The organism is Blastococcus sp. SYSU DS0533 (assembly GCF_054050775.1).
Window position 1 is genome coordinate 24,245 of record NZ_JBJGZZ010000016.1, and the last position, 13,233, is coordinate 37,477.

General features: G+C 75.6%; 12 protein-coding genes. 8 read left to right on the plus strand and 4 right to left on the minus strand.

Annotated elements, in window-relative coordinates; genetic code table 11:
* Complete coding sequence (locus ACI79W_RS16625) at positions 1 to 498, minus strand: N-acetyltransferase family protein (RefSeq protein WP_456563196.1); 498 nt, start codon at positions 496 to 498, stop codon at positions 1 to 3.
* A 41-nt stretch (positions 499 to 539) separates the two neighbouring features.
* Positions 540 to 1,409 (minus strand): universal stress protein, encoded by an 870-nt coding sequence (locus ACI79W_RS16630; RefSeq protein ID WP_456563197.1) that lies wholly within the window; start codon positions 1,407 to 1,409, stop codon positions 540 to 542.
* 113 nt (positions 1,410 to 1,522) lie between these two features.
* Here ACI79W_RS16630 and ACI79W_RS16635 point away from each other — a divergent pair, with 113 nt between their 5' ends.
* The 6 genes from ACI79W_RS16635 to ACI79W_RS16660 all read left to right on the plus strand — a co-directional run bounded on the left by ACI79W_RS16635 (position 1,523) and on the right by ACI79W_RS16660 (position 8,871).
* A complete protein-coding gene (locus ACI79W_RS16635) occupies positions 1,523 to 1,957 on the plus strand; it encodes a MarR family winged helix-turn-helix transcriptional regulator (protein ID WP_456563198.1) in 435 nt (144 codons plus the stop codon).
* A 122-nt stretch (positions 1,958 to 2,079) separates the two neighbouring features.
* Positions 2,080 to 3,420 (plus strand): type I glutamate--ammonia ligase, encoded by a 1,341-nt coding sequence (glnA, locus tag ACI79W_RS16640; protein ID WP_236831271.1) that lies wholly within the window; start codon positions 2,080 to 2,082, stop codon positions 3,418 to 3,420.
* A gap of 62 nt (positions 3,421 to 3,482) precedes the next feature.
* Positions 3,483 to 4,223, plus strand: coding sequence for a type 1 glutamine amidotransferase (locus tag ACI79W_RS16645; protein WP_456563199.1), 741 nt, complete (start codon positions 3,483 to 3,485; stop codon positions 4,221 to 4,223).
* Positions 4,220 to 7,315, plus strand: coding sequence for a bifunctional [glutamine synthetase] adenylyltransferase/[glutamine synthetase]-adenylyl-L-tyrosine phosphorylase (locus ACI79W_RS16650; RefSeq protein ID WP_456563200.1), 3,096 nt, complete (start codon positions 4,220 to 4,222; stop codon positions 7,313 to 7,315). Before ACI79W_RS16645 ends, ACI79W_RS16650 begins: the two co-directional genes overlap by 4 nt.
* A gap of 114 nt (positions 7,316 to 7,429) precedes the next feature.
* Positions 7,430 to 8,488 carry an AMIN-like domain-containing (lipo)protein gene (locus ACI79W_RS16655; RefSeq protein ID WP_456563201.1) on the plus strand — a complete coding sequence of 353 codons (1,059 nt, stop codon included), beginning with the start codon at positions 7,430 to 7,432 and terminating at the stop codon, positions 8,486 to 8,488.
* Between the two features lie 56 nt (positions 8,489 to 8,544).
* Entirely contained in the window at positions 8,545 to 8,871 is a 327-nt protein-coding gene (locus ACI79W_RS16660) for a CDGSH iron-sulfur domain-containing protein (RefSeq protein ID WP_456563202.1), read from the plus strand.
* Between the two features lie 18 nt (positions 8,872 to 8,889).
* On the opposite strand, the gene ACI79W_RS16665 is transcribed toward ACI79W_RS16660, so the two are convergent.
* Positions 8,890 to 10,437 (minus strand): methyl-accepting chemotaxis protein, encoded by a 1,548-nt coding sequence (locus ACI79W_RS16665; protein ID WP_456563203.1) that lies wholly within the window; start codon positions 10,435 to 10,437, stop codon positions 8,890 to 8,892.
* A gap of 228 nt (positions 10,438 to 10,665) precedes the next feature.
* Between ACI79W_RS16665 and ACI79W_RS16670 the strand changes: the two genes are divergently transcribed.
* A complete protein-coding gene (locus ACI79W_RS16670) occupies positions 10,666 to 11,559 on the plus strand; it encodes a bile acid:sodium symporter family protein (protein ID WP_456563204.1) in 894 nt (297 codons plus the stop codon).
* A gap of 12 nt (positions 11,560 to 11,571) precedes the next feature.
* Here the strand turns inward: ACI79W_RS16670 and ACI79W_RS16675 are convergent, their stop codons facing one another.
* A complete protein-coding gene (locus ACI79W_RS16675; RefSeq protein ID WP_456563205.1) occupies positions 11,572 to 12,585 on the minus strand; it encodes an iron-containing redox enzyme family protein in 1,014 nt (337 codons plus the stop codon).
* Between the two features lie 101 nt (positions 12,586 to 12,686).
* Here ACI79W_RS16675 and ACI79W_RS16680 point away from each other — a divergent pair, with 101 nt between their 5' ends.
* Entirely contained in the window at positions 12,687 to 13,226 is a 540-nt protein-coding gene (locus ACI79W_RS16680; RefSeq protein ID WP_456563206.1) for a DUF1353 domain-containing protein, read from the plus strand.
* The last annotated feature ends 7 nt before the right edge of the window (positions 13,227 to 13,233 follow it).

Sequence of the window (13,233 nt, forward strand, 5' to 3'; positions counted from 1 at the left end):
TCACGGTCTCCAGAAGGCCACGACCTTCGTGCGCAGCTCGGCACTGAGCCGCCGGTAGAAGCGCTGGGCGGCCACGTTGTCCTCGCGGACCTCCCAGCGCACGGCGAGCCCCTCCCGCGCCGCCAGGGTGCCGAGCTCGGACATCAGCAGCCGGCCCACCCCGGCGTCCCGGTGGCCTGCGCGCACGAAGAGGTCGTCCAGGCCGAGGATGTCGCGGCCCAGCCACAGGTGCAGCCGGCGGACCGCGGAGACGTACCCGGCCGGCTCTCCGTCGCGTTCGGCGAGCAGGACGACGACATCGGGCCGGGCGAGCATCGCCGTCCACGTCCCGAGGCCGCCGGCGACGGCGTCCGGGGTCCCCTCGTGCGCGGCGATCTCCCGCACCATCGCGAGGACGGTGGCCGCGTCGTCGGGGCCGGCCCGGCGCACGTCCACGTGGCTGGCGGTCGTGCGCAGCGGGGTCTCCGGAGGAGTCCCAGGAGCGGAGTGGCCGGGCATGGCAGCAGCATGCCGGTCCGGAGGGCGGGGCCGTGCACCGGTCAGCGGCTCGAGACGCTGCGCAGGCCGCGCCGGCTCGGCTCCGTCCCGCGTCCCCCGTGCCCGACGACGACGACCGGACCGGCGACCCCGGCCAGCACCCTCCGCCCCACCGACCAGGCGCTCCGGGTCAGCCGGCGCCGGCCCGGGGCCCCCAGGACGAGGAGGGCGGCGCCCGCGGCGGCCGCGACGAGCGCGGAAGCGGGGTCCGCGTTCCGGGCGTCCACCGTCACGGGCACGTCGAGGAACTCCTCCCGCCACGGGGCGAGCGCCCGGTCCACCAGCCGGACGGCACCGGCCTCGGTGACGACGCGGGAGGCGCACACCCCTTCGAGGTCCGCGGGGGCGTCGGCGCTCCACGCGTGCAGGACGGTCAGGGGGAGGCCTCGCCTCCGGGCCGCCCGGACGGCGAAGCCGAGGGCGGCGCCGGAGGGCGGCGCGCCGCCGATGCCGACGACGACGCGGGGGGACGACCGCGGGTCGGTCGCGCGCGCGAGGGCGCGGACCACCGTGACCGGGCACGCGGCGGCGGACGCGAGCCGCAGCGGCGCACGTCCGGCCCAGAGGCGGGGCAACGCCGTGGCAGCGGGGGTGCCGAGCACCAGCAGGGCTGCCGTGCGGCTCTCGCCCAGGAGCGCGGTGCGCGCCGACCCGCCCACCCGGGAACTCTCCACCGCGAGGCCTGGGTCGACCGCGCGGGCCCGGGACGCCGCGGCGTCCAGCGCCCCGGTCGTGGCACCCACCGGGTGCACCAGCCGGAGGGGGAGGCCGCGGATCGAGGCCTCGGCGGCCGCCCAGTCGACGGCATCACCGGAGGTAGGGGTGACCTGGACGACGACCGGCGCGGAGCGGGTGCCGGGCTGCCTGCGCACGAGGTCCTCCTCGCCGGACGCCGGGCGGAGGCCGCCCGGGACGACGCCGAACGTATCGCATCACGATAGAAGCCGCCAGCCTCCCGGGCGCGGCCCCGTGGTGTGATGACGCCGTGGCTGCGACGGGCGGGGACGGCGATCCGGCGCCCCTGAGCAAGGCCGACTTCGAGGCGCTGGCCCGGTTCCGGTTCGGCATCCGGCGCTACCTGCGGTTCAGCGAGGAGATCGTGCGCAGCCACGGGCTCACCCCGCAGCAGTACCAGCTGCTCCTGGCGCTCAAGGGCTTCCCGCAGCGGGACTGGGCAACGGTCCGCGAGCTGGCCGAGCGGCTGCAGCTACGCCACCACAGCGTGGTCGAGCTGGTCGACCGCGCGCAGAAGCAGGACCTCGTCGGGCGGACCGCGGACCCCGACGACGCGCGCGCGGTGCGGGTGGTGCTGACCCCGGCGGGGGAGGAGGTCCTCGGCCGGCTCGCCTCCCTGCACCGGGCCGAGCTGAGCCGGATGGCGGCCGTCCTCAGCCCGCCGGACTGGCACGCACCCGGCTGACCGGGCGCCGGCACCGCGACACGTCGTCGTCAGGGGCGCGGAACGGTGCGCGGATCGCCCGGACGGGGCAGGCTTGCGCCGACGTCACACCCACGAAACGAGCGGACTGGATCATGGCCGGCATGGACCGACAGCAGGAGTTCGTCCTGCGGACCCTGGAAGAGCGCGACATCCGCTTCGTGCGGCTGTGGTTCACCGACGTCTCCGGCTACCTCAAGGCCGTGGCGGTGGCCCCGGCGGAGATCGAGGCGGCGTTCGCCGAGGGCATCGGCTTCGACGGCTCGGCGATCGAGGGCTTCGCCCGCGTCTACGAGTCCGACATGCTCGCCAAGCCCGACCCGGGGACGTTCCAGGTGATGCCGGCGCGCGAGGGCCGGGCCAGCGACACCGCGCGGATGTTCTGCGACATCACGCTGCCCGACGGCTCGCCGTCGTGGGCCGACCCGCGCCACGTGCTGCGCCGGGCCCTGGCCAAGGCCGGCGACATGGGGTTCACCTTCTACACGCACCCCGAGATCGAGTTCTTCCTGCTCAGGGACCTGCCCACCGACGGCACCCCGCCCCAGCCGGCCGACACCGGCGGCTACTTCGACCTGTCCACGCACAACGTGGCCCACGACTTCCGGCGCGAGGCGGTCTTCGCGCTGGAGGCGATGGGCATCTCGGTGGAGTTCAGCCACCACGAGGTCGCCCCGGGGCAGCAGGAGATCGACCTGCGCTACGCCGACGCCCTCTCCATGGCCGACAACATCATGACGCTGCGGCACGTCGTCCGGGAGGTGGCGCTGGCCCAGGGCGTGCACGCGACGTTCATGCCCAAGCCGTTCACCGAGCTCGCGGGCTCGGCGATGCACACCCACCTGTCGCTGTTCGAGGGCGACCGCAACGCCTTCCACGACCCGGCCGACCCGATGCGGCTGTCGACGACCGGCAAGCAGTTCATCGCCGGCCTGCTGACCCACGCCCGCGAGGTCACCGCGATCACCAACCAGACGGTGAACTCCTACCGGCGGCTGCTGGCCGGCACCGAGGCGCCCACCGCGGCCACCTGGGGCCGGGCCAACCGCTCAGCGCTGGTCCGCCTGCCGAGCTACAAGCCGAGCAAGGCCCAGTCGGCCCGGGTCGAGGTGCGCTCGCCCGACTCCGCCTGCAACCCCTACCTGACCTTCGCGGTGCTGCTGGCCGCCGGGCTGCGGGGCATCGAGAAGGGCTACGAGCTGCCGCCGGAGGCCGAGGACGACGTCTGGTCGCTCACCGACACCGAGCGCCGCGCGGCCGGGTACGAGGACCTGCCGGTGAGCCTCGGTGAGGCGCTGACCGCGATGCAGGGCAGCGAGCTGGTCGCCGAGACGCTCGGCGAGCACGTCTTCGAGTTCTTCCTCCGCAACAAGTGGGAGGAGTTCAACTCCTACCGGCAGAACGTCACGCCGTTCGAGCTCCGGCGCTACCTGCCCGGCCTCTGAGGGAGCCGCGCTCCCGAAGCGGCGGTGCGGGGCGGCGGCCCCCTGGCTCTAGGCTCGGCGGCGTGACCTCCAGCGGCCGCCTGCTCGTCGTCGTCCCCAGCGAGACCGATCCGCCGGCCCGGCTGGGGGAGTGGCTGTGCGCGGCCGGCCTGGAGCTCGACGAGCGGCGGCTGGGCCTGGGCGCCGAGCTGCCCGCCGGCCTGGACGGCTACGACGGGCTGCTCGTCCTGGGCGGGCCGCAGTCGTCGATGGACGACGAGGCGACCAGCCCCGAGCTCGTCGGCGTGCGCGAGCTGCTCCGGCAGGCGCTCGCCGCGGACCTGCCCACCCTCGCCGTGTGCCTGGGCGCCCAGCTGCTGGCCCAGGTCGGCGGGGGGCGCACCCGGGTGGGAGCGGCGGGGCCGGAGGTCGGTGCGACGCTGGTGGCCAAGCGGGACGCCGCCGACGCCGACCCGGTGTTCCGGCCGCTGCCGCTGTCGCCGGACGTCATCCAGTGGCACCACGACGAGATCTCCGAGCTGCCGGCCGGGGCGACGCTGCTGGCCGGCAACCCGCACTACCCGCACCAGGCCTACCGGGTGGGCACCGCCGTCTACGGGCTGCAGTTCCACATCGAGACGACGCCGGAGATGGTGCGGGCGTGGGCCGCCAGCGACCCCGTCGGCGTGGCCGCGAGCCCGCTGGACGTCGAGACGTTGTGCGCCCGGGCCGCCGCCGCCCACGACGACCTCGACGAGGTCTGGCGGCCCTTCGCCGGGAGGTTCGCCGACCTGGTGCGCTCCCGGGCGCAGGTGCGCGCGTGAGCGTGCCCCAGGCGGAGATCCCGCGGCGGGCGGTGGTCCGCCTCGTCCGGTTCGGCTTCGAGGACGGCGAACGCGCGGCCCGGCTGCTGTCCGACCCGTCGCTGGGGCTCTGGGACCTCGACCGCAACGAGCCGGCCGACCCGGAGGCTGGGCCGGTCGTCGCCGCCCTGGCCCGGGCGGGGGACCCCGACCTGGCCGTCCGCTCGCTGCACCGGCTGGTCGAGGCGCTGGACGCCGAGGACGGCACCGGCGGCGCGGCTGCCGCGCTGCTGGCCCGGCTGCGCGGTTCCGGTCACCTCCGCGCCCGCCTGCTCGCCGTCCTGGGCGCGAGCTCGGGGCTGGCCGACCACCTCGCCGCCTACCCGCTGGACTGGGAGGTCCTCGACGACAGCAACGGGCCGAGCCGGCCCACGCCCCCCGCGCTGGAGCGGCAGATGCTCGCGGCGGTCGGCGCCGACCCCGACGACCCGCCGTGGGGCGTCCGGCTGGGCTCCGCCGCGCCCGACGCCGGGCCCTCGCGCATCGCGGCCCTGCGGCACGCCTACCGCCGGGCGATCCTCTCCCTCGCCGGACGCGACCTGGCCGACGGCGTGCCGGCCGAGGAGGCCGCGGCGGAGCTCGCCGACATCGCCGCCGCCGTCCTCACGGCCGGGCTGGCGCTCGCCGTCGCGGAGCAGCCGACGGACACGACCGCCTGCCGTCTCTCGGTCATCGCGCTCGGCAAGACCGGTGGGCGGGAGCTGAACTACGTCAGCGACGTCGACGTCGTCTTCGTGGCCGAGCCGGTCGACCCCGGTGACCCCGAGGGCGCGGCCCTCACCGGGGCGACACGCGTCGCCGCGTCGCTCATGCGCATCTGCCGGGAGGCGGCCTGGGAGGTCGACGCGGCCCTGCGCCCCGAGGGCAAGGCCGGCGCGCTGGTCCGCACCGTCGCCGGGCACGCCGCCTACTACGAGCAGTGGGCCGACACCTGGGAGTTCCAGGCGCTGCTCAAGATGCGCCCGGTCGCCGGTGACCCGCACCTCGGGCGCGCCTACGTCGACGCGCTCTGGCCGCTGGTGTGGAAGGCGGGCGACCGGCCCGGCTTCGTGGGCCAGGTGCAGGCGATGCGCCGCCGGGTGGAGGCCAACATCCCCCCGGCCCAGGCGGAGCGGGAGCTGAAGCTCGGCCGCGGTGGGCTGCGCGACGTCGAGTTCGCCGTCCAGCTGCTGCAGCTGGTGCACGGCCGGGCCGACCCGACGCTGCGGCTCGGCGGCACCCTGCCGGCGCTGCTGGCGCTCTCGGCCGGCGGCTACGTCGGCCGCGAGGACGCCGCCACGCTGATCGCGTCCTACCGCTTCCTGCGCACCGTCGAGCACCGGCTGCAGCTGCTGCGGCTGCGGCGCACCCACCTGCTGCCCACCGACGAGCAGCAGCTGCGCTGGCTGGCCCGGTCGATGGGGTACAAGCCCGACCACCGGGGTGACGCCGTCGACGTGCTGCGGGCCGAGCTCGCCCTGCACACCCGCGAGGTGCGGCGGCTGCACGAGAAGCTCTTCTACCGGCCGCTGCTCTCCGCGGTCGCCCGCGTACCCGGGGAGCACCTGCACCTGGGTTCGAAGGCGGCCGGTGACTGGCTGCGGGCCCTCGGCTTCGCCGACCCGGAGGGGGCGCTGCGGCACCTGGCGGCGCTCACCGGTGGGGTCTCCCGGTCGGCGTCGATGCAGAAGTACCTGCTGCCGGTGCTCCTGCAGACCTTCGCTTCCTGCCCCGACCCCGATGCCGGGCTGCTGGCCTACCGGCAGGTGAGCGAGGCGCTGGGCGGCAACCAGTGGTTCCTCCGCCTGCTGCGGGACGAGGGGCAGGTCGCCGAGCGCCTGGCCCAGCTGCTCGGGTCCAGCCAGTACGTCGCCTCGCTGCTCACCCGCACGCCCGAGGCGCTGCGCCTGCTCGCCGACGACGCCGAGCTGGAGCCGCGGTCGGCGGCGACCCTGGCCAAGGCGTGGCGGCAGGCGGCGCGTCGCGCGCCCGACCCGCAGGCCGGCGTGCGGGTCATCCGCGCGCTGCGCCGCCAGGAGCTGCTACGGATCGCCGCCGCCGACCTCCTGGGCCGGCTCGACGTGCACCGGGTGGGCCGGGCGCTCACCGACGTCGCCGCCGCCACGCTGCAGGCCGGGCTCGACGCCGCGCTGCGCGCGTACGCCCAGGAGAGCCGTGTCGACGTCGACGACCTGCCGATGGACCTCGCCGTCATCGGCATGGGGCGGCTCGGGGGCGGGGAGCTGGGCTTCGGGTCCGACGCCGACGTCCTGTTCGTCCACCGGCCGCGCCCGGGGGCGGACGAGGCGAAGGCCTCGGCCGCGGCGAACGCCGTCGCCCACACGCTGCGGCGGCTGCTCGCGGAGCCGGCCCCCGACCCGGCGTTCGAGGTGGACGCCGACCTGCGGCCCGAAGGCCGCCAGGGCGCCCTCGTGCGCAGCCTCCCCGCCTTCCGCGAGTACTACCAGCGCTGGGTGTCGGTGTGGGAGGTGCAGGCGCTGCTGCGCGCGGTCCCCGTCGCCGGCGACGAGCAGCTGGGCGAGGAGTTCGTCGCGCTCGTCGACCCGGTCCGGTACCCGGCCGACGGGCTCTCCCCGGAGCAGGTGGCGGAGATCCGCCGGATCAAGGCGCGGGTGGAGCGCGAGCGGCTGCCGCGCGGTGCCGACCCGGCCACCCACACCAAGCTGGGCCGCGGCGGGCTGGCCGACGTCGAGTGGACCGTCCAGCTGCTCCAGCTGCAGCACGCCGCGCGGGTCCCGGCGCTGCGCGTCCCCTCCACCACGGGGGCGCTGACCGCGCTCGCCGAGGAGGGCCTGCTGCCGGAGGACCATGCCGAGGCCCTGACCGCGGCGTGGGAGCTGGCCACCCGGTCGCGCAACGCGGTCTTCCTCGTGCGCGGGCGCCCCAGCGACCAGCTGCCGCGGCCGGGCCTGGAGCTGGGCGGGGTCGCCCGGGCATGCGGTTACGGCGCCGACGACGACCCCGGCCGGTTCCTCGACGACTACCGGCGCACCACCCGGCACGCGCGCACGGTCGTCGAGCAGGTCTTCTACGGGCAACCCGCCCCGGGCTGAGCCGCCGGTGCGCACGACGATCGGGTGGTACCGCGCCGCCCGGAGGGTTCGACGAGGTCGGCGCTGGCAAAGGCACGGAGGGACCGCCGTCCCCCCCCCCCGTCAGGATCTTCGATGCGCCTCCGACCCCTCGGGCTCTGCGCGGCCGTGCTCCTCACCGGGTGCGGGGCCGACGAGGCCCCACCTGCGGACGCCGGGCCCACGGCCTCGGCGACCGCGACGCCGGACGTCGAGGAGGTGGTGGAGCCGGTCGGGGAGGGCAGCACCGACGAGTCCGTGGCGGTGGGCGACGGGCCGGCGGTGACCCTGACCGACGTACGGCTGGCCGCCCACGGCCGGTTCGACCGCGTCGTCTTCGAGCTGGCCGGGGAGGGCGAGGCGGGCTGGCGGGTGGCCTGGACCGACGATCCGCGGGCTCAGGGGTCCGGGGCGCCGGTCCAGGTGCCCGAGGACGCCGTCCTGGGGATCACGTTGAGCAACATCGCGCTGCCCGGGGACGCGCCGGACGGCGTGGCGCCGTGGGGGGGCGCCTCGCGGCTGACGGTCGCCGACGCTGCGGTGCTCGACGCGCTGGTGGAGGACACCCTGTCCGAGGGGCGCTACAGCTTCTTCGCCGGGCTGGACGCGCGGCGCCCGTTCGCCGTGGCCGCGCTCGACTCACCGCAGCGCATCGTCGTCGACCTGCTCGCCGAGGAGCCGGTGGAGCCGGAGCGCCCCGAGGAACGCTGCGAGAGCCCGGCCGGCTTCGCCATCTCCTATCCGGAGGAGTGGTCGGTGAACCCGGGGACGGAGGTGCCGGCCTGCACCCGCTTCGCGCCCGACACGTTCACCGTGCCACCGGCCTCGGACGCCCGCGTCGCGCCGGTGAGCGTGCGGGTGGAGGGCATCCCCTTCGACCAGGTGGCCACCACCGGCAGCGGTGAGGTGCTCAGCCGGGACGAGACCACGGTCGACGGCCGGCCTGCGGTGCGGATCGAGCGGGTGACCGCGGGGCAAGGGCTCTGGCCCGAGGGCGTCCCGATCACCAGCGTCGTCGTCGACCTCGGGGCCGAGGGCGGTGACCCGCGGACCCTCGTCGTCGACACCGTGGGCCTCCCGCGGTTCGACTACCCGCGGAACGTCGACGTCCTGGACCGCATGGTGGCGACGCTGACCATCGGGGACGCCGGCTGAGCCCGCGCGGGGGACAGCCGGGTTCGCGCCGGGAGCGGCGGGGCATGCTGGGGAGCGTGTCGCCACCACCGTCGGCCGAACCCGAGCCGACCCAGGACCCCACCGCCGGAACCGACCCCGATGGGGGGCAGGTCGCCGGCGCCACGATCACGCCCTACCGCGACGGTCCGCTGATCGTGCGCGGCCGCTTCCGCCTGCAGGACCAGGACGGGGCCGAGATCGACCCCGGGCGCGACACGATCGCGCTGTGCCGCTGCGGCAAGTCGGGGATCAAGCCGTTCTGCGACGGTTCGCACAAGCGGTCCGGCTTCTCGGCACCGAGCGCGCCCAGCCGGCCCCGGCCGGCCGCGCGGATCCTCCGGGACGGGCGCCGGGAGGACTGACCCGGCGCCCGTCCCGGTTCAGCGGGTGGCCTCGAAGGCCCGCGCCATGCGGACCTGCTCCTCGAGGATCTCGGCGATGCGGGCCTGGACGGCGTCCAGCTGCCCGATCACCGCACTCGTGGCGTTGATGCCGGTGGTGACCGACTCGGTGCCGGCCTGGATGCCGGCGATCTGCTCGGACACCCGGCTGGTCGCCTGAGCGGTCTCCCGGGCCAGCTCCTTGACCTCGTTGGCCACCACGGCGAACCCCTTGCCGGACTCCCCGGCGCGGGCGGCCTCGATCGTGGCGTTCAGCGCCAGCAGGTTGGTCTGGTCGGCGATCGTGGAGATGATCCGGATGACGTCGCCGACGGCGGCCGAGGCACTGGCCAGGGCCTCCACCTGGGTGGTCATCGCGGAGGCCTCGGCCACGGCGTTCTCGGCGACCCGGCCGGCGTCGTCCGCGGCGTCGCGGAGCCGGGACACCGTCTCCAGCAGCTCGCGGGAGTTGGCCTGGTCGGCCTCGGCGCGGCGGAGGATGTCCAGGCGCTGGGAGACCAGCTCCTGGACGTTGCGCAGGGCAGCGGCGCGCGACTCGGAGAGCTCGATGGTCTCGGTGACGAAGAAGTCCATCGTCCCGACGACGCGCCCCTCGCAGGTGATGGGGAAGCAGACGCCGGACCTGACGCCCGCCCGCACGGCCGCCGGGCGGCGCACGCAGTCGGTCACGTCGGCCAGGTCCGGGACGAAGACCAGGTCGCGCTTGCGCCAGGCACGGCCGGAGAGGCCCACCCCCTCGGCGAAGCTGGCGGTGAGCGTGACCTGCCGGAACTCCTCACCGGCGGAGCCGGACTCGACGGCGAACCGCAAGACGTTCTCGATCTCGTCGAGCGCCCAGAACGAGCCGTACGCCCAGCCGAAGGCGGTCCGGACCGTCTCGAGGGCGACCCGCAGGGCGGTCGCCTCGTCGCGCGCCTCGCCGACCCGCGCGACGACGGTGGTGACCGCCTCCCGGTCGTCGAGGGTCTCGCGGAGCTGGGTGGTGGCGAGCACGCTGCGCCGGGCGTGGGCGACCAGTCGGCCGAGGGCCTGCCACTTCTCGCCCCGCCCGCCGAAGAACGGCAGCTCGCGCTCGCCGTAGCACTCCAGGACGGCGGTCACCCGATTGCCCTCGACGACGGGCAGGAAGCAGCCCTGGCGGGCGCCGGCCGCCCGGGCCGTGGCCCACCGCAGGCAGGTGCTCGTCGGCGTGCTCGCGTCCATGAGCACCGGGATGCGGCGGCGCATGGCTTGCCCGCCGTATCCGGCCCCCTCGACGATGGCCTCACCGGCGGGCCACCCGGCAGACATGGCGCCGGCCGCCGATCCCTCCGACACCCGCAGGACGAAGCGGCCCTCCCCGTCGGGCAGCCAGGCGGCGCCGTAGCTCAGGCCGAGGGCGTCGACGAGCGTGGTCAGGATCCGCTGGTGGGCGTCGAGCTCGCCGGCCACGTCGTCCTCGAGCGCGGCGATGACCTGTTCGAGCGCCTCGACGTCGCGCGGCTGCTCTGCCGGCTCCACCGTCCGACGCGTCTCCCGCCTGCGCATGAACCCTCCCGTGGCCCGCTGCCGCACCGCGGTGGTGCGGTCCGGTGGCGCGAGAGGTTTCGGTCGGCCACCGGCGTTGTTGAGTCGTACCGGTGCAGTAACCCCCGGCGCCGCCCGCGGCGGCTGGTATGCCGGGCGGGTCGGTTGCCCGATGTGACCCGCATCGCACAGGATGCGCGGGACGTCCTGCCCGGCGGGCTCCCCGGCCGGTGCCCGATCGGAGGACCCGTGGATTCCGCGCTCACCGCCGTCGCGCTGCCGCTCGCGCTGGCCGTCGTCATGTTCGGGCTGGGCCTCTCGCTCACCACCGGCGACTTCACCCGCATCGCCCGGCAGCCCCGGGCGGTCATCGTCGCCCTGGCCCTGCAGCTGCTCGTCCTGCCGGTCGTCTGCTTCGGGCTGGTGCTGGTCTTCGACCTCCCGCCGCTCCTGGCGGTCGGCATGCTCCTGCTCGCGGCCTCGCCCGGCGGCACCACGGCCAACCTGTTCAGCCACCTCTACAGGGGTGACGTGGCGCTCAACATCAGCCTCACCGCGCTGAACTCCGTCATCGCCGTCGTCACCCTGCCGGTGGTCACCAACCTGGCGATCGGGTGGTTCGACCCGCCGGGCGCCGGCAGCCTGGGGCTGCAGTTCGGCAAGACGCTGCAGGTGTTCGCGATCGTCCTCGTCCCGGTGGCGCTCGGCATGCTGGTGCGCCGGTCAGCGCCGGGGTTCGCCGACCGCTCCGACGAGCCGGTGCGCATCCTGTCGGCGGTCGTCCTCGCGCTGGTCATCGTGGGCACCATGCTGGCCGAGCGGGAGAACGTGGGGGGTTACCTGCGTGACGTCGGCCTGCCGGCGCTCGCCTTCTGCCTCACCAGCCTGGCGGTCGGGTACGGCGTGCCCCGGCTGCTCGGCATCGGTCAGCGGCAGGCGGTCGCCAGCTCCTTCGAGATCGGCGTGCACAACAGCACGCTGGCGATCGCCGTCGCCATCAGCGTGCTGGACAGCGTCGAGCTGGCCGTCCCCGCCGCGGTCTACGGGGTGCTGATGTTCCCCGTCGCCGCGTCGTTCGGCTGGCTGATCGCCCGAAACCGCAGCACCACCCGGCAGCGCGATGAGGCGGTGCCGGCCGGGTAGCCGGGCGCGCCCTCAGGCCGCCAGGGCCGGCCGGGTGCGCAGACCCGAGGCGCCGGCCTCCCAGGCCCCGAGGAGGTGCTGGGCGGCCAGGCCGTCCATGGCCAGCGAGCTGGCCGCCCCGAACAGCACGTCGGGCACCAGCTCCGGCTCCGCCGCGACCAGCGAGCCGCACATGTCCACCGACGCGATCTGCTCGTGCACCGCGTCGGCCTCCACGTGCTCGTCGTAGAAGACGGTGGTGCGCTCGTCGAAGCCGAGCCGGCGCAGCCCGGCCGAGTACCGCCGGCTGGGCTCGGAGGAGGTCATCTCCACCGTCGCCAGGTGGCCCAGCGCCGCACCGCGCCAGCGGCGGTGCAACCCGAACATCGACATCGTGTTGACCGACGCGAACGCCACCGCGGGCGCCTCGTCCCAGAGCGCCCCGTAGGCGGGGTCCAGACCCAGGTCGCGCATGAGCCCGGCGAACAGCTCGCTGTGCATCCGCTCGGCCGAGCCGCCGCCGTACTCGTCGGCCTGGATCTCCACCATGGCGGCCTTCGCGCGCCCGGAGAGCCGGGGGACGGCGAAGGTGTGCGGGTCGGCCTCCTTGAGGTGGTAGACCGACCGGAGGACGAGGTGCTCCCGCCACTGCTCCAGGGTGCCCTGCTTGGCCATGTAGGCCGAGAGCGAGGGGCCGTCGTCGGCGGCGATGAGCGCGGTGAGCTGCTGGTCGATCGGGTCACCGGTGACGGCGACCTCGCCGACGAGCCCGCGCAGGGCGGCCAGGTGCGCCCGCTCGAGGACGGCGCGCAGGCCGAGCAGCCCGGGGTGCCACTCCCAGTCGTCGGGAACCCCGTCGAAGCCGCGGTAGTGGAGCTCGTAGCAGACGGCGAGGCTGAGCTGCAGGTCGTCGTCGGCGAGCGCTCCGGCGGGGTCGACGTCCAAGCGCTCGGCGCGCTCCAGCGTCGCCGAGGAGAGGTCCGAGCGGGTGCTGAGGTCGCGGGCGAGGGTGTCGCTGAGCGGGCCACGTGGTTCGGGCAGGCGCATGATCGCCAGCATGCCCACCGGCGGCCGGTTCGATGCACCGGGAGGTGTGATGTCACCCGGCCGGCCACGGGGGCGCGGGGTCACGACACGGAAGGGGAGCGATGCCGTTCGAGTCCGACGACGTCGTCGTGCGGCGGCTGGACGCCGACCGCTGGACGGTGGTCGAGCCGCTCGTGTACCGGGGGAACCGCGACCGGTTCGTCGTCCCGGCCGGCTTCCCCACGGACTTCGCGACGGTGCCGCGCGTGGTGGTCTGGCTGGTGCCGCGGTTCGGGAGCTACACCGCGGCCGCCATCCTGCACGACTGGCTGGTCACCGACGGCATCGCCGGCGGGGTGGTGACCCCCCGCGAGGCCGACGGCATCTTCCGGCGGGTGCTGCGGGAGAGCGGGGTGCCGGTGCTGCGCCGCTGGCTCATGTGGTGCGCCGTGCGGTGGGGCGCCTTCGCCGATCCGGTGCGGGGCGCTGGGTGGTGGCGGAGCGCGCCCGCCGTGGTCGGCATCTCGCTGCTCGCGGCCCCGGTCGTGGTGCCGCCGGCCGTGCTCATCGCGGTCGCCCTGACCGTCTACGGGCTGGCCGAGGCGGCGGTGGGCCTGGTCACCGGCACCCCGCCGGAGGACGCCGGCTCGATGCGCACCTGAGGCGGCG